The 15890-nt window shown below is 48.5% G+C and carries 14 protein-coding genes and 2 pseudogenes; 13 read left to right on the top strand and 3 right to left on the bottom strand.

What is annotated here, in order from left to right; translation table 11 throughout:
- The 8 genes and pseudogenes from DW205_RS21360 to DW205_RS21325 form a co-directional block, all read left to right on the top strand.
- A pseudogene (locus tag DW205_RS21360) lies at nucleotides 1-198 on the top strand (tetracycline resistance ribosomal protection protein); the annotation flags it as partial.
- Nucleotides 198-2516, top strand: a complete 2319-nt coding sequence (locus DW205_RS21355; protein WP_002560997.1) for an ATP-binding protein — start codon at nucleotides 198-200, stop codon at nucleotides 2514-2516. The pseudogene DW205_RS21360 and the gene DW205_RS21355, both read left to right, overlap by 1 nt.
- On the top strand, nucleotides 2509-3831 hold the full coding sequence (locus DW205_RS21350; protein WP_121963161.1) for a sigma-54 dependent transcriptional regulator: 1323 nt from the start codon (nucleotides 2509-2511) through the stop codon (nucleotides 3829-3831). Before DW205_RS21355 ends, DW205_RS21350 begins: the two co-directional genes overlap by 8 nt.
- 279 nt (nucleotides 3832-4110) lie before the next feature.
- Nucleotides 4111-4533, top strand: coding sequence for a dihydrofolate reductase family protein (locus tag DW205_RS21345; protein ID WP_002560995.1), 423 nt, complete (start codon nucleotides 4111-4113; stop codon nucleotides 4531-4533).
- A gap of 237 nt (nucleotides 4534-4770) precedes the next feature.
- On the top strand, nucleotides 4771-5373 hold the full coding sequence (locus tag DW205_RS21340; protein ID WP_002560994.1) for an RteC domain-containing protein: 603 nt from the start codon (nucleotides 4771-4773) through the stop codon (nucleotides 5371-5373).
- A 140-nt stretch (nucleotides 5374-5513) separates the two neighbouring features.
- Nucleotides 5514-6965: an ATP-binding protein gene (locus tag DW205_RS21335; RefSeq protein ID WP_002560993.1), complete on the top strand. Its 1452-nt coding sequence runs from the start codon at nucleotides 5514-5516 to the stop codon at nucleotides 6963-6965.
- 9 nt (nucleotides 6966-6974) lie between these two features.
- Nucleotides 6975-8138, top strand: a complete 1164-nt coding sequence (locus tag DW205_RS21330) for a GNAT family N-acetyltransferase (RefSeq protein WP_002560992.1) — start codon at nucleotides 6975-6977, stop codon at nucleotides 8136-8138.
- Nucleotides 8139-8154: 16 nt separating this feature from the next.
- Nucleotides 8155-8721 carry a hypothetical protein gene (locus tag DW205_RS21325; protein WP_002560991.1) on the top strand — a complete coding sequence of 189 codons (567 nt, stop codon included), beginning with the start codon at nucleotides 8155-8157 and terminating at the stop codon, nucleotides 8719-8721.
- A gap of 41 nt (nucleotides 8722-8762) precedes the next feature.
- On the opposite strand, the gene mobC is transcribed toward DW205_RS21325, so the two are convergent.
- From mobC to mobA, 3 genes are read right to left on the bottom strand one after another with little or no spacing between them, the layout of a single operon-like run.
- A complete protein-coding gene (gene mobC, locus DW205_RS21320; protein WP_002560990.1) occupies nucleotides 8763-10772 on the bottom strand; it encodes a conjugal transfer protein MobC in 2010 nt (669 codons plus the stop codon).
- A gap of 30 nt (nucleotides 10773-10802) precedes the next feature.
- Entirely contained in the window at nucleotides 10803-12050 is a 1248-nt protein-coding gene (gene mobB / locus DW205_RS21315; protein ID WP_002560989.1) for a conjugal transfer protein MobB, read from the bottom strand.
- Entirely contained in the window at nucleotides 12029-12457 is a 429-nt protein-coding gene (mobA, locus tag DW205_RS21310; RefSeq protein ID WP_002560988.1) for a conjugal transfer protein MobA, read from the bottom strand. The genes mobB and mobA overlap by 22 nt, the downstream gene beginning before the upstream one ends.
- A 709-nt stretch (nucleotides 12458-13166) precedes the next feature.
- On the opposite strand from mobA, the gene DW205_RS21295 reads away from it, so the two are divergent.
- From DW205_RS21295 to DW205_RS21275, 5 genes and pseudogenes are all read left to right on the top strand, one after another.
- Complete coding sequence (locus DW205_RS21295) at nucleotides 13167-13928, top strand: ParA family protein (RefSeq protein WP_002560987.1); 762 nt, start codon at nucleotides 13167-13169, stop codon at nucleotides 13926-13928.
- A 2-nt stretch (nucleotides 13929-13930) separates the two neighbouring features.
- Complete coding sequence (locus DW205_RS21290) at nucleotides 13931-14371, top strand: DUF3408 domain-containing protein (protein ID WP_002560986.1); 441 nt, start codon at nucleotides 13931-13933, stop codon at nucleotides 14369-14371.
- A 2-nt stretch (nucleotides 14372-14373) separates the two neighbouring features.
- Nucleotides 14374-14727, top strand: coding sequence for a DUF3408 domain-containing protein (locus DW205_RS21285; protein ID WP_025880727.1), 354 nt, complete (start codon nucleotides 14374-14376; stop codon nucleotides 14725-14727).
- 16 nt (nucleotides 14728-14743) lie between these two features.
- Nucleotides 14744-15472: a conjugal transfer protein TraD gene (locus DW205_RS21280; RefSeq protein WP_118435245.1), complete on the top strand. Its 729-nt coding sequence runs from the start codon at nucleotides 14744-14746 to the stop codon at nucleotides 15470-15472.
- Between the two features lie 201 nt (nucleotides 15473-15673).
- Nucleotides 15674-15850 (top strand): annotated as a pseudogene (locus tag DW205_RS21275) (DUF4134 family protein); the annotation flags it as partial.
- Nucleotides 15851-15890: the final 40 nt, after the last annotated feature.

The following is a 15890-nucleotide window of genomic DNA, read 5'->3' as shown; positions in this document are numbered from 1 at the left end:
CATATTAAAGGGAAAGTTCCATTAAATACAAGTAAAGACTACGCCTCAGAAGTAAGTTCATACACTAAGGGCTTAGGCGTTTTTATGGTCAAGCCATGCGGGTATCAAATAACAAAAGGCGATTATTCTGATAATATCCGCATGAACGAAAAAGATAAACTTTTATTCATGTTCCAAAAATCAATGTCATCAAAATAATGGAGCGGTCAGGAAATTTCTATAAGGCAATACAGTTGGGATATATACTTATCTCCATTCTTATCGGATGTATGGCATATAATAGCCTCTATGAATGGCAGGAGATAGAAGCATTAGAACTTGGCAATAAAAAAATAGACGAGCTCCGAAAAGAAATAAACAATATCAATATTCAAATGATAAAATTTTCTCTATTGGGTGAAACAATACTGGAATGGAACGATAAAGATATCGAGCATTACCATGCACGGCGTATGGCAATGGACAGTATGCTCTGCCGTTTCAAGGCCACCTATCCAGCAGAGCGCATCGATAGTGTGCGCAGTCTTTTAGAGGATAAGGAACGACAGATGTTCCAGATAGTCCGGTTAATGGATGAACAACAATCTATTAACAAGAAGATAGCCAATCAAATTCCGGTTATTGTGCAGAAAAGTGTGCAGGAACAGTCCAAAAAGCCAAAACGAAAAGGTTTCTTGGGCATCTTTGGCAAAAAAGAGGGAACGAAGCCAACGACAACAACGACTACGCTCCGTTCATCCAATAGAAACATGGTCAACGAACAGAAAGCGCAGAGCCGTCGATTGTCAGAACAAGCCGATAGTCTTGCTGCCCGTAATGCAGAACTTAACAGACAACTGCAAGGATTGATTTGCCAAATCGAAAAGAAGGTACAATCTGATTTACAAAATAGAGAAAGCGAGATAACAGCGATGCGTAAAAAATCATTTATGCAGATAGGCGGCTTGATGGGATTTGTTCTTTTGCTGTTGGTCATTTCCTATATCATCATACACCGTGATGCAAAGAACATTAAACGATACAAACGCAAGACAACGGATTTGATCGAGCAATTGGAACAGTCCGTGCAACAAAATGAGGTACTCATAACCTCCCGAAAGAAAGCGGTACATACTATTACCCATGAGTTGCGTACACCACTGACGGCAATAACTGGCTATACCGAACTTTTGCGGAAAGAATGCAATAGCGGTAATAATGGGCAATATATCCGAAATATACTGCAATCCTCCGACCGTATGCGGGATATGCTCAACACTTTGCTTGACTTCTTCCGCCTGGACAACGGCAAGGAACAGCCCCGTCTGTCACCCTGCCGGATTTCTGCAATCACGCACACACTTGAAACGGAGTTCATTCCTGTTGCAGTGAACAAAGGGTTGTCCTTGTCCGTGAAGACTGGACACGATGCCATTGTATTGACCGACAAAGAGCGAATAATACAAATCGGGAATAACCTGCTGTCAAACGCAGTCAAGTTCACAGAAGAAGGCGGTGTTTCTTTGATTACTGAATATGATAATGGAGTTCTGACACTGGTCGTTGAAGATACAGGTACAGGCATGACAGAAGAGGAACAGAAACAAGCGTTCGGTGCGTTTGAACGTCTATCAAATGCCGCCGCAAAGGAGGGTTTCGGGCTTGGGCTTGCCATAATGCGTAATATTGTGTCGATGCTTGGCGGAACAATCCGTTTGGACAGCAAGAAAGGGAAAGGCAGTCGTTTCACAGTTGAAATTTCTATGCAGGAAGCTGAAGAACAGCTTGGATATACAAGCAATACACCTGTTTATCATAACAATAAATTCCATGATGTTGTCGCCATTGACAATGATGAGGTATTACTTCTGATGCTGAAAGAGATGTACTCCCAAGAAGGAATACACTGCGACACTTGCACCGATGCTGCGGAACTGATGGAAATGATACGCCAGAAAGAATACAGCCTGTTGCTGACAGACTTGAATATGCCCGGTATAAACGGTTTCGAATTACTGGAACTGTTGCGTTCGTCCAACGTGGGCAATTCACCAACAATCCCGGTGGTTGTGGCAACCGCTTCGGGCAGTTGTAACAAAGGGGAACTATTGGCAAAAGGCTTTGCCGGATGCCTGTTCAAGCCGTTCTCCATATCGGAGTTGATGGAGGTTTCCGACAGGTGTGCCATAAAAGAAACACCGGACGGGAAACCGGATTTTTCAGCTTTGCTGTCTTACGGCAATGAAGCCGTTATGCTGGAAAAGTTGATGACGGAAACTGAAAAAGAGATGCAGACAATACGGGAAGCGGCAACAGAAAAAGACCTGCAAAAGCTGGATTCCCTGACACACCACCTGCGCAGCTCGTGGGAGGTGCTACGTGCCGACCAACCGCTAAATGTACTTTACAGATTGCTTCATGGCGATGTACTCCCGGATGGTGAAGCGTTAAGCCATGCCGTGACTGCCGTGCTGGATAAGGGAGCGGAAATAATCCGGTTGGCAGAAGAGGAAAGGAGAAAATACGAAGATGGATAAGACAACAATAATTGTGGTAGAAGACAATATCGTGTACTGCGAGTTTGTCTGCAACATGCTGGCGCGGGAGGGCTACCGCACCGTGAAGGCTTACCACCTCTCAACCGCGAAGAAACATCTACAACAGGCGACAGATAATGACATCGTGGTTGCCGACCTGCGCCTGCCTGACGGTAACGGCATTGACCTTTTGCGCTGGATGCGAAAGGAGGGAAAGATGCAGCCCTTCATCATTATGACCGACTACGCCGAAGTTAATACCGCCGTGGAAAGCATGAAACTCGGCTCGATAGACTATATTCCCAAACAGCTTGTGGAGGATAAACTTGTCCCCCTGATCCGTTCCATACTGAAAGAACGTCAGGCAGGACAACGCCGTATGCCTGTGTTCGCCCGTGACGGTTCCGCATTTCAGAAAATCATGCACCGTATAAGGCTGGTAGCCGCTACCGATATGAGCGTGATGATATTCGGAGAGAACGGCACGGGTAAGGAACATATTGCCCACCACCTGCACGACAAGAGCAAGCGGGCAGTCAAGCCATTCGTGGCGGTGGACTGCGGTTCACTCACCAAAGAGCTTGCGCCCTCGGCCTTCTTCGGACACGTCAAGGGAGCGTTTACAGGAGCAGATTGTGCCAAGAAAGGATATTTCCATGAGGCGGAAGGCGGCACGCTGTTTCTGGACGAGGTAGGAAACCTCGCGTTGGAAACCCAACAGATGTTGCTCCGCGCCATACAGGAGAGGCGGTATCGCCCGGTCGGAGACAAGGCAGACAGGAGTTTCAATGTCCGCATCATCGCCGCCACCAACGAGGATCTGGAAGCGGCAGTGAGTGAAAAGCGTTTTCGGCAGGATCTTCTGTACCGCCTGCACGACTTCGGGATAACCGTTCCTCCGTTGCGTGACTGTCAGGAAGACATCATGCCGCTGGCAGAGTTCTTCCGTGATATGGCAAACAGAGAGCTGGAGTGTAGCGTGAGCGGGTTCAGTTCCGAAGCACGTAAAGCGTTGCTGACACACGCATGGCCGGGCAACGTGCGGGAACTTCGGCAGAAAGTTATGGGTGCTGTATTGCAGGCGCAGGAAGGTGTTGTCATGAAAGAGCATCTGGAACTTGCCGTGACGAAACCGACCTCTACTGTCAACTTCGCCCTGCGCAATGACGCGGAGGATAAGGAGCAGATATTGCGTGCGTTGAAACAGGCAAACGGCAACCGGAGTGTCGCCGCCGAACTGCTCGGAATAGGCAGGACAACACTATACAGCAAACTTGAAGAGTATGGACTTAAATATAAATTCAAGCAATCATAGCCTGTAATTCACTGAATTTGGCTATCTTTGCATAACATTTGAGAAAAACGGCGATTGGCAGGAGCTTTTCGCCGCCAACATATAGGATAAGACCGCAAGGCGTTTCAAGCGAAAATCTGGTAAATTGGAACTACGGAGACGATTGCGTGATGCTTATGCTATGCTTACGCATAGCGTGCATTCACGTACTCTCCGTAAAGGCTTTACCAGAGCCATCGCTTGAAGGTAGTGTGAATTGCACGCTACTTTTTTACCCTTGCCTAACGAAAGGAAACGATTATGGGTAAAGTTCAGATTCTCGCCGTACTGACGATGGACGGATGTCTTTCTTCAGAGTTATATTATAAAGCACATCAGGATTTGTGCCTTGACCGTTGCGGTCTTGATGAAATCAGGAAGAACGCCCTTTACCGCGTGACACCAGACTATTCCATTTCAATGCTGCACGAATGGAGAAAAGACGGCACAAACATCCGTTACCTCGCGGAAGCCACACCGGACACGGCAGACTATATAAACGGACTACTGCGTATGCACGCTGTGGATGAAATCATACTATACACCGTTCCTTTCATATCCGGAAGCGGACGACATTTTTTTAAGTCGGCTCTGCCAGAGCAACACTGGACGCTTTCCTCTTTGAAAAGTTTTCCCAACGGTGTATGCCGCATTATCTACATCCTTGATAAAAAAGCAAGATAGCCAAAATGTGCGGCAAGCATACATTTTTATTTTCAAGAATAGAATAAATGTCTGATTACAAACAATTTAAGTCGGAGATAATTTGTCCCTGTGAAAAAATATTGAATTTTATACCACTGAAATACAACACTTTGTAAAATTGAGCGTTGGATTTTTTGTTTTCTGCCGCGTTTTTTGCCAATTATATTCATGTGCGCATACCGAAAACAGAGTGTAAAATTTCAAAATTGACAGGACATGAATTATTTTTTATTGGCGGAAACCGAGTTCTTCCGCCGGATAAACGAAGCCGGAGACTGCAATATGGAAAAAGCATACACGGCTTTCGCCACCCAAGTAATAGAACTGTGCAACGGCGGCATGGACATGAACCTTACCGTCATCGCGCTTGCCTACATCGAAATCGAGTTGCAGCACCATCCGGTGCGTAATCTGTCAGAAGAAAGAAGAGAGATTGCCGCCTACGTCAGCAAGGCTCTGTCTTTCGTAAGAAAGATGCAGAAATTCCTTGCCACGCCCCAAGTGCCACCACTAATATCCGCCAACAACGCAACAGAAACCACCGCCAGCCTTCTTTGGACGGGCAACGCCATCGACCTCGTGGAACTTATCTACGGCATAGACGAGATGGGCTGTATCAACAACGGCAATATGCCGCTAAAACAGCTCGCCCCGATTCTCTACAAGATATTCGGTATTGAGTCGAAGGATTGCTACCGCTTCTATACCGACATCAAACGTCGGAAAAACGAAAGCCGTACCTATTTCCTCGACAAGATGCAGGAGAAACTGAACGAGAGAATGCTGCGCGATGAAGAGCTGGAACGTATGAGAAGATAAAATCAGGTATAAGCGGGAGAATGGTATCATGCTGTTCTCCCGTTTGAGTAAAATCTATACGAAAAAGGGCGTTTTCGGCGCGCTATTGCCCCGAATTTCAGCGAAAAACGCTATCTTTGTACAATTGTTACGAATTGAATATGAACATAGACAACCTCGATATAGTAAAACAACTGATAGCCGAAAAGGAAAACGGGCAGGTGGAGTTCAAGGAAACCACCGGGCAGTTGGAGCGCGGCATGGAAACGCTCTGCGCTTTCCTTAACAGCGAAGGTGGCACGGTGTTGTTCGGTGTGACCGACAAAGGAAAGATCATCGGGCAGGAAGTGAGCGACAAGACGAAGCGTGATATTGCGGAAGCCATCCGGCGTTTTGAACCATTTGCCACACTCGAAGTTTCGTATATCAGTATCCAAAATACAGACAAGAGTGTGATAGCCTTGTCTGCGGACAGCCAACGTTATATGCGTCCGTTCTCCTATAAGGGACGGGCTTATCTTCGATTGGAGAGCGTGACATCCTCCATGCCGCAAGACGTATATAACCAACTGCTTATGCAGCGAGGTGGGAAATACGCTTGGGAGGCGATGACGAATCCCGACATCAAAGTTACTGACCTTGATGAACATGCCATTATGGGAGCGGTACGTGGAGGCATCCGGTGCGGTCGCCTACCCGAAGCCACCATAAGGGAGGATTTGCCGACCATACTCGAAAAATTCAACCTGTTACATGACGGAAAACTGAATAATGCTTCCGCAGTCTTGTTCGGTCGTGATTTTTACTTCTATCCCCAGTGCCTGCTTCGGTTGGCGCGTTTCAAAGGAACTACAAAAGACGAGTTTATAGACAATCAGCGTACCACTGGCAATATCTACACACTGCTGGACACTGCAATGTCGTTCTTTTTCAAGCATCTTTCCCTTTCGGGCAAAGTTGAAGGCTTGTATCGGGAGGAAGAGCTTGAGATTCCTTACAAGGCATTGAGGGAATGCTGCACAAATGCCCTTTGCCACCGCTCATACCACCGTCCCGGCAGTTCGGTAGGAATTGCCATCTATGATGACCGTGTGGAGATTGAGAACAGTGGAACTTTTCCGCCGGATATAACAATGGAAAAGTTATTGAGCGGGCATAATTCAGAACCTCAAAACCTGATTATTGCGAATGTTCTGTATAAAAGCGAGGTTCTGGAAAGCTGGGGACGAGGCATCGGGCTTATGATAAGCGAATGCCGGCGTGTCGGCATTCCCGATCCGGAGTTTCATACAGATGGAAATAGTGTATGGGTTATTTTCCGCTATACCCGAAAAACTGTGGGGCACGACCCGACAATTACCCGACAGTTACCCCACAGTCACCCCACAGTTACCCCACAGGTGGAAAAGGTGTTGTCTGCAATCGGCACACAGACACTTTCAACCAAAGAGATTATGTGTGTGATAGGATTAAAGGACAAAAGTAATTTTTTAGAACTATATCTGTATCCAGCCATAAGGCAGAATTTGGTAGAGCCTATTTACCCGGAAAATCCGAAACATCCCCGGCAGAAATATCGTCTTACCGATAAAGGAAAAGAACTGTTGATATAATAACGGGGTATGGTGGCGAAAAAGAAGAAACAACAGGGGCATTACTGTCGGATTTGTAGCGAGTACAAAGCCAACGAGCAATTCAGCGGCAAAGGACACTCGCGGCATATCTGCAAGGAATGCCGGTCGCTTCCCGATGATGTGAAGGCGGACATGGTGCGCTGTAACGAGGTGGAACGAGCCGTTTTCAAATGCCCGATGAGCCGTCAGGACTGGGAACTGCTGGAAAAATATGCCAAGAAGTACAAGGACAAGGAATCCGGGCAGTTCGCGCAGGATATGTTGGACATGAAACGGGGCAATCAGACACCGGACGAGGATATGGAAGAGGATGATGTTTTAATAGAAGGCATCTATGAAGAGGAAACCATACCATTTGCCGAACTGGAGGATGACATCCGTTATCAGTTGGAAGAATTGTTGGCGGACAACATCAACGAGTTCATGATACACAAGAATTACATTCCCGAAGGCAAGGAACTGAAAGACATCAACGAATGGGTCATGAAAGAAACCCGTGACACCTTTTTTATAAAGGTTATTCCCGATGCCGCTTATGACAGTCTGGTGGAAGAAACGATCAACAGGCTTGTGAAGGAATGGAAAGAGGACGGATTTGAGATAAAGACCTATTCCGCATCGCTGGTCGTCATGGAAACGGAACGGCTGCTTATCCGCAGGATAACCCGTAAGGATATGGACGCACTCCTTGCCATAATGGGAAAGCCGGAAGTCATGTACGCTTGGGAACACGGCTTTACCAAAAAGGACGTGCGCAAATGGATAAACAGGCAACTCATCCGATACCGCAAGGACGGGTTCGGATATTTTGCCGTCATACTGAAAGAAAGCGGCGCATTGATAGGACAAGCCGGTCTGATGAATAGTACCCTAAACGGGAACGAGACTGTCGAGCTTGGCTATATACTCGATAACACATACTGGCATAACGGTTACGGTACGGAAGCCGCCCGCGCGTGTTTGGAATACGCCTTTGGAGAGCTGGAACTGAAAACTGTCTGTTGCAGTATCCGACCGGAAAACGTGGCATCCATCCGTGTGGTTGAAAGGCTGGGAATGACCTTGTGCGACAACCATACAATAATATACAACGAAAAAGAAATGCCGCATCAGATATATGTGGCAACCAATAGTAAATCCTATATCTTATAAGCGAAATCACTCAACAATGAAAACAAATAATATTAATTTATTTTGCGATATAGTTACTCAAAGGTCAGGAGAACATTCTTGCGCTATAAATATTTTGTTGCAACAACAATTATATGGGCAGGTAATATCTATTCTGCGTCAAGAATTAGATTCTATGGTAAGAGTTATGTTTTTGTTGTCAATTAGCGACTTAAACCTTAGAGAGCATTTTATAAACCAAACTTTGGAGGGAATAAAATGGTCTTATCCCAATACAAAGAAAGTCGTGACCGATAAACAAATGGTGGATTTAGCTGATAAATTTTATGGCTGGCCTTTTTTTGTTTATAAATTAGGATGCGCTTTTATTCATCTTTCAGCAATGGTATATTATAAAAACAGTAATCCATTTTTGCTTTTATCTGTTTCAGAAAGAAATGACATCACAAGGTTTTTACATCAATATCATAGTTTCCCGTTAGAGTTGGAATTGAATTTGGAAAATATCATCCCATATCTTGATAAAGTATTTAATAAAGTTTCAAGTAACTTAGCATGTTACATTGAAGATTTACGTCAAAATAAACTTTTGGAGGAATATTAAAATAAGGGAGGATTTTAGCTATCCTCCCTTATTTTAATAGGTTACTTCTGCTGCAACAGATGCTTCAGGTTGTCATCGCCCGCGATGCGCTCCAATTCCTCCTGAACAATCTGCTTCACCTCCTCCTTGATGCGCCGGTAATTTGCCTGCACCGTTTCCTTCATGCGGTCGTTGCCGTCTGCGTCAGTGAAATCGGTAATAACGGGGATTTTCTTGTAGGCACTTTCCTCCCGTTTTACCTTATCGGCATCCACCACAATCTCGCAGTGGAAAATCTTCTGTTCGATACGCTCGTTGAAGTTGTCGGACACCGAACCGACAAACATTCCCTGCGTCAAACCGGAAATCTTGCTGGGCGGGATAAGCGCGTCCATCTGCGTGTTAATGGAGGTGGAAACATCCTGCCGGTTGATGGAGATAGACTGCCGTTTCTGCAACACCTTACCGAATCGTTCCGATAGTGTCTTTGCCGTTTCACCTACCACCTGCCCGGAGAAAATGTTACCGACCGTATTCATCACCACTTTCGCCTCCTTATCACCGTAGTCGCGCACCAGCTGGCTGAAATCCTGAAATCCCAGACACACGGCAACCTTGTTGCTTCGGGCGGTAGCTATAAGATTGTCCAACCCTTTGAAATATATCGTCGGCAGCTCGTCTATGATGACCGACGACTTCAGCATCCCCTTCTTATTGATGAGCTTCACGATGCGGGAGTTATACAATCCGAGAGCCGCCCCGTAGATATTCTGACGGTCGGGATTGTTGCCCACGCATAGGATTTTCGGCTCTTCGGGATTGTTGATGTCCAGCGTAAACTCGCTGTCCGACATCACCCAATAGAGCTGCGGTGAAATCATCCTCGAAAGCGGAATTTTTGCCGACGCTATCTGCCCCATGAGCTGCTCCGCAGCCCCTCCGAGCCACGCATCCATGAACGGGGAAAGGTAGTTCTCCAGTTCGGGATAGGAAGTCAGTATCGGAAAAATATCCTCGTAGCGGCGGTTCAAAAATTCGATGGCATGGGGAAACGTGCAATATTTCCCGTTCTGATAGATTTTAAGATACCATATAATACTGGCGAACAAAATGATAGGTGATTCCACAAAGAAGTCACCCTGCTTTTGCACCCACGTTTTATTGAGGTTGAGCATTATTGTGTAGGCACTCTCATAGGCATCCGTAATATCTTCCATAAAATCCGGGTGAATGGGATTGCACCGATGAGAGCGTCGCGGGTCGTCGAAGTTGATCACATAGAACTTCGGCTTCACCTTGTAGCCGTCAGGGTGGTTCAGCAGATGATTGTAGGCAATGGTGGACAAGTCGCTGAATTTGAAGTCATACACGTACATCAAGAAGCCCTTTTCAATCTGTTGCTTGATAAAATTGTTTACCACGGCGTATGACTTGCCGCTGCCCGGCGTACCCAACACGATGGACGCACGGAAGGGATTCACCACATTGATCCAACCGTTGTTCCAACGCTTTTTGTAATAGAAGCGTGTCGGCAAATTGACCGAATACTCGCTTTCGATGAGTCTTGTTTCCTGCATGAAACTCTCGTTCTCGTTGTTGAAAACATCCTCCATCAAATTGTGTTTCAACAGACGGCTCATCCACAGACCTCCCATCAACAGGCAGACATAGCCCGTACCGATGGTAAGGACATACAGCCCCATCACCGCCTCAATCGGAAGCGGCAGAGCCAGTATCCACCAGTTTAGGAAAAACAGCACGGACCCGGCGGCGAGTGCCGTCCATATTCTTCCCCAAGTGATTTTCTCTCCCTTGACCCCCTTTGTACCCAGACAGGACAGGGCAAGCAGCAGGACGGCAAACAGCTTTGTGTACAGTATGGAATGGAACAGCCCCGCCGTGCGGTCGAAGTTCAGAAGGATTCTGTCCACCACACCGATGTTCACGCCCCACAGCCGGATGACTTCGTAACAGAACCAGTACACGTTCATAACCACTAAAATAATACTCACGGCACGCAGAAAATCCATGATTTTCGCCAATGCCCTCAAATCGTCTTCTTGTTGTGACATACATTGATTTTTTAATTGTTGATACTCCGATTACAAACCCAAGCCCTTGCGCTTTTTCTTCTTTTTGCGCTTCATCGCCCGGATGAAAGCCTTTTCCTCAGCATCTACCGCCGGACCTTCGGGAGTGAGCAAGCCCATTCCGCCCGATACGTCTTCACGGTCGTATGCGGTCTGTCCGTATGCCTTGTCCGCAGCATCCATAGGGATGGATAACGGTATCGGCGGTTGTCCGGCGTATGGCAGGGTGAAGTGTTCCTGCAAGGCATTCGCCGAAAGCTCCTTGCCCATGCGAGAGCCGTTCAGTACACATCCTGTGCGGTGGTCGATAAACGTCGCTCCATAGATACGCCCTTCATCCGTGTAGCGCAGTACGGTGTCGATGCCCTTCTCTTTGAGTTGGGATACAAATTTGTCCTTGTCATAAGTGCCTTGCAGCACGGAAAGAACGGTGCGTTTCGTCATGTCGGCGAGCTTCCTGTCCTTAATCTCTGATTTGGAACGGATAAATTTTCTCTGTACGGCTTCATAACCTGCGGACTTCCCGAAAAGCGAGGACTTGAACGGGTTGCCCACCTTGTTACCCTTGTCGTCCGTGACGGAATAGACCAGCCCGTGATACTCCCGTCCGCGCACGTTGCCCCTCGCTTCCTCCACCGTCATATTATATAAGGAAAGGAGCGCACGGTATTCGCCCATCGTCTGAAAACGGTACTGCCCGTTCAGAGCCTTCACAGTGCCAGCCACCTGCTTCTTCACATCACCTGCCGATGCGTCCACCTTGCTTAGCGGCGTGTCAAGCCGGCGGTTCCTGCGCTCCGCGCCGTGCAGCCCGTATTTCTTCTCCAGCTCACGGGTGATTTGTTTGCTACGATAGTAGTTGTTCTTGTCGCTGATACATTTCCCGTTATCGTCCACCCGCACCGTCACGATGTGCAGGTGGTGGCGGTCGATGTCCTCGTGCTTGAAAACAAGATAAGGCTGGTTGCCGAAACCGAGTTTTTCCAGATACTCGCGGGCTATATCCTGCAATTCCGCATCGGTCAACACATCCTCCGGATGTGGGTTGAGCGAAATATGCACCACCGGCTTCTCCACCTTCATCTGTGGCGGCATGAAGGTGAGAAAACCCTCCATCGCCTTGTTGATGTCCACCTTTCCCGAACCGTCATTGTAGATGCGGTTGGTCGTAAGCAACCGCCCCTGCGCCTCGTTAATCTTCTCCCCGTTATAGGCAATCGCGCCGTACAACGAGTTTCCTACACTGATTTTTGCGACCATTTCGCCTCCATTTCCCTTGAAAGTTCCACAATCCGGCGGCTCAGTTTCACGAGTTCGACGGTGTGTTGCTCTAATTTGTAGAGCAACGCCATCGCCTTTTTCTCTGAAAAATGCAGCCTCAGTTCCTTCACGACTTGGTTGTAATTCGTACCCACGGCGCGGAACTGCGCATGAAAATCCGATAGCTTGGTGTAATAGTCCACCAGCGTCTTGTCCACCTTCAGCACCTTGAACGGCTGTCCGAAGAAGTGCGCTTTGAGGAAAACCGACCGTGCATAGACACCCGATTTTCCGAACATGGCGAGGAAACGATTGTGTTCCTCCTCGTTGAAACGGACGGTGTAACGGTACACCGCCGGATCAAGTTTGGGATTTCTCCCTGCTTTGCTTTTCCTTTTCTCTTTCATATTACTTTGGATTTAGCGGATTGACGGCATAAGCCGCCGCTTCGGATCACAGCACCGCAGTTCTGAAAGGCTTTCCGACTTCGGAGGGAAAGCCCGCCCCCTGCAAGGGCAAGGCGTTTTCCGGGATGCTCAAAATATTTTGAGCGGCTGAAAACATACCTTGCTATGTTCAGGTGAACATAAAAATCCGTCAGGGGACGGATGGGAAGATACCTTTCAGGACTCCGGGCCGCGCACCATCGGCGAACCCTGCTGTCCGGGGGGCAAAGTTACGCCCTTAAAGCTGTATTGGACAGATGCTTGACCCGGTCAATGACTGCCAACCGGCGCAACGTGCTGCCACTTGCCGGAGAAGTGATACAGGTTCCAAAATATACTTGTTTATTTGCAGCATGATTCAAGAAACGAACGATTTGAAAATATGAGAAAAGGAACATTCAAATACCCGGACAATCGCTTCGGCGGATACTTGCCGAAGCGGATACCCGAACCGTCGGAACCCCGGTTATCCGACAATCTGGTGAAGTACAGATTCAATGACTTCATGACGCAGTGTCGTCATTCATCACTTGTTCGCCGCACCGCTTCACCACAGAACCGGATACGCGATGACCCGCCCATGTGTCTGTTCACTGAAGCGGATAATGTAGCAACCAAATCCGCATATAAATAGAAAAAGAAATCTTCAACAATTAAAATAAATGGAACTATGAGTAAGGAAATCTTCGTTGCATTCGCAACACAGAAAGGTGGCATCGGCAAATCCACTGTCACGGCACTTGCCGCCAGCTACCTGCACAACGTGAAAGGCTACAATGTCGCCGTCGTGGACTGCGACGACCCGCAGCACAGCATCCACGGGCTGCGCGAACACGAAATGGGGCTTATCGACAGCAGCACCTACTTCAAGGCTCTCGCTTGCGACCATTTCCGCCGGATGAAAAAGAACGCCTACACCATCGTCAAGAGCAATGCGGTGAACGCCCTCGACGATGCCGAGAGGATGATTGCCACTGAGGACGTGAAACCCGACGTGGTGTTCTTCGACATGCCCGGCACACTCCGTAGTAACGGCGTGATAAAGACGCTCTCGCAGATGGACTACATCTTCACTCCGCTGAGTGCCGACCGCTTTGTTGTGGAGAGTACCCTGAAATTCGTCACAATGTTCCGCGACAGGCTGATGACTACCGGACAGGCGAAAACAAAGGGGCTTTATCTGTTTTGGACGATGGTGGACGGCAGGGAGAGGAACGACCTGTACGGCATCTACGAGGAAGTGATAGCCGAAATGGGCTTTCCGGTACTTTCCACCCGCTTGCCCGACAGCAAGAAGTTCCGCCGTGACCTTTCGGAAGAGCGCAAGAGCGTTTTCCGCTCCACCATCTTCCCGATGGACACGGCACTGCTGAAAGGGAGTGGCATCCGGGAGTTTTCCGAAGAGATAAGCGACATCATCAGACCGCAGTGAGCATGGGCAGCAGGAAAGTGAACACGGAAGGCATCGACGAGGAACTGCTGTTAGCTTCCATCGGGCGGCGCACACAGGACGGGACACTGCGCCCCGCACAGGAAGTACCCGCAGCTGCACCGACCGAAGAGGACACCGCCGCACCGGAACCACCTCCTGTGCAACCAGTAACACGGGAAAAAGCGCAGAGGGAAAGTGGCCGCCGGAAAAGGCAGGATGAGGACTATAACGAGCTGTTCCTGCGCCGCAACGAGATAAAGACCCGCCAGTGTGTCTATATCAGCCGCGATGTCCACGGCAAAATCCTCAGAATCGTGAACGACATCGCCGGAGGTGAAATCTCGGTGGGCGGCTATGTGGATACCGTGCTGCGCCAACATCTGGAACAGCACAAGGAGAGAATCAACGAACTGTACAAGAAACAACGTGAAGATCTGATTTGAAAATGGAAAAAGAAATGACACCGAATGAAAAAAGACCACAGCAAGACTGCGGAGGTATGTTTGCCCAAGTGCAGGCGAGTGTGGAAATCCTGTCGCCTGTCCCGGTAAGCGGCAAATGCTGCGAGAAGGACTATGAACGTCTGTTCATCCGTGACTCGGAAGTAAAGGCACGTGAGGGGAAGATGGCGTATGTGCGCCCGGAGTACCACGAGCGTATCATGTGTATCACCCGTGTAATCGGGCATGACCGGCTTATGCTGTCCGCTTACATCGACCATGTGCTGACGCATCACTTCAACCAGTGCGAGGATGCGATAAAGAGCCTTTATGCCCGAAATTATAATTCAGTATTCTAACCAAAAACGGAAGGATATGAATTACACAATCAGCATGACAGACATTCTGCTGGCGGTATCGGTCGGCTGCAACCTCTGGTTCCTGTTCCTGCTCCTTTACGAGCGCATCATGGACACGCGGATTGTCCGCTTCTTCAAGGGCATTGTCGGATTATGGCGGTCACTGGACGGGAATGAGGCTAAACGCATAGCGGCACACGAGGAAGTCCCTGCGGAAAAGGCGGACATCATCGGCAAGAGCCGTTTCAGGATGGCATCCACCCGGACAACCGCTGCCATACCGACGCAAGAAGCCGCCACTTCGGAAAAAGGCATTGAGCTGTCGGAGGAAGAGGCTACTTTTGACGACGGAAAAACGGGAAACGCATCCCGCCCGGCACAAGTTCCGGAGGAAAAACTCGATGAGACCTTCACGAGCATACCGCCGGAGGAACTGGGATACGGGGACGACGAACCGGAAGAGGACGCCTCGGACACGCCACGGGCTTCGGGCAGCAGCTTTGACGAGATTGACGACGCCTGCAAGACCGCCAAGAACCCGGACGCGACACAGGCGGAACGTGAAAAGGCGGCGAAGGTGTTCACCGACATGGAGGGCACGGAGTTGTACGAGAAAATGATGGAAGGCTCTTCGGAGATAGGCATCCGCATCAAGGGGCTTATCGAGATTCGGCTGAAGAAACCTGAAAAGGAGTTCGTCGTGCCGGACAACATCGAGGAGTTCGACATTCGCAACTATGTATGACAACAATAAAAGAAATGAACATGAAAGAATGACATCAACCCACGCGGCGAGGAAACGCAAGGCGCATCCCTATCCGCAACGGACACGCCCACGTCCGTGGAAACAAACGGGCATCCACTAAAACCAAAGTAAAGAAACAAAGTATCAACCGCCCGACAAAGGACCATCCACCCTTTTGACGGCAAAAAACAAGAACAGTTTATGAACAAGAACATCTTGAAAAACAGAAAAGCAATCCTCTCCGCGGCACTTGTCATCGCCGCAACCGCCTCCGCTTTCGCGCAGGGAAACGGCATCGCGGGCATCAACGAAGCCACCTCTATGGTGAGTTCTTATTTCGACCCCGGAACTAAACTGATATACGCCATCGGTGCAGTGTAAGTATTCGATAAACTCCCTCGTATATTGGGTAACGTAT

Source organism: Parabacteroides sp. AM17-47 (assembly GCF_003434625.1).
Lineage (GTDB): Bacteria > Bacteroidota > Bacteroidia > Bacteroidales > Tannerellaceae > Parabacteroides > Parabacteroides distasonis.
The sequence above is the reverse complement of the archived record's forward strand: the minus strand, read 5'-3'. Positions and strand labels throughout refer to the sequence as shown.

Bases quoted from the DNA above. Each gene is read 5' to 3' on its own strand.
- DW205_RS21355 (WP_002560997.1), top strand. From the start codon at position 198: ATGGAGCGGTCAGGAAATTTCTATAAGGCAATACAGTTGGGATATATA.
- DW205_RS21350 (WP_121963161.1), top strand. From the start codon at position 2,509: ATGGATAAGACAACAATAATTGTGGTAGAAGACAATATCGTGTACTGC.
- DW205_RS21345 (WP_002560995.1), top strand. From the start codon at position 4,111: ATGGGTAAAGTTCAGATTCTCGCCGTACTGACGATGGACGGATGTCTT.
- DW205_RS21340 (WP_002560994.1), top strand. From the start codon at position 4,771: ATGAATTATTTTTTATTGGCGGAAACCGAGTTCTTCCGCCGGATAAAC.
- DW205_RS21335 (WP_002560993.1), top strand. From the start codon at position 5,514: ATGAACATAGACAACCTCGATATAGTAAAACAACTGATAGCCGAAAAG.
- DW205_RS21330 (WP_002560992.1), top strand. From the start codon at position 6,975: ATGGTGGCGAAAAAGAAGAAACAACAGGGGCATTACTGTCGGATTTGT.
- DW205_RS21325 (WP_002560991.1), top strand. From the start codon at position 8,155: ATGAAAACAAATAATATTAATTTATTTTGCGATATAGTTACTCAAAGG.
- mobC (WP_002560990.1), bottom strand. From the start codon at position 10,772: ATGTCACAACAAGAAGACGATTTGAGGGCATTGGCGAAAATCATGGAT.
- mobB (WP_002560989.1), bottom strand. From the start codon at position 12,050: ATGGTCGCAAAAATCAGTGTAGGAAACTCGTTGTACGGCGCGATTGCC.
- mobA (WP_002560988.1), bottom strand. From the start codon at position 12,457: ATGAAAGAGAAAAGGAAAAGCAAAGCAGGGAGAAATCCCAAACTTGAT.
- DW205_RS21295 (WP_002560987.1), top strand. From the start codon at position 13,167: ATGAGTAAGGAAATCTTCGTTGCATTCGCAACACAGAAAGGTGGCATC.
- DW205_RS21290 (WP_002560986.1), top strand. From the start codon at position 13,931: ATGGGCAGCAGGAAAGTGAACACGGAAGGCATCGACGAGGAACTGCTG.
- DW205_RS21285 (WP_025880727.1), top strand. From the start codon at position 14,374: ATGGAAAAAGAAATGACACCGAATGAAAAAAGACCACAGCAAGACTGC.
- DW205_RS21280 (WP_118435245.1), top strand. From the start codon at position 14,744: ATGAATTACACAATCAGCATGACAGACATTCTGCTGGCGGTATCGGTC.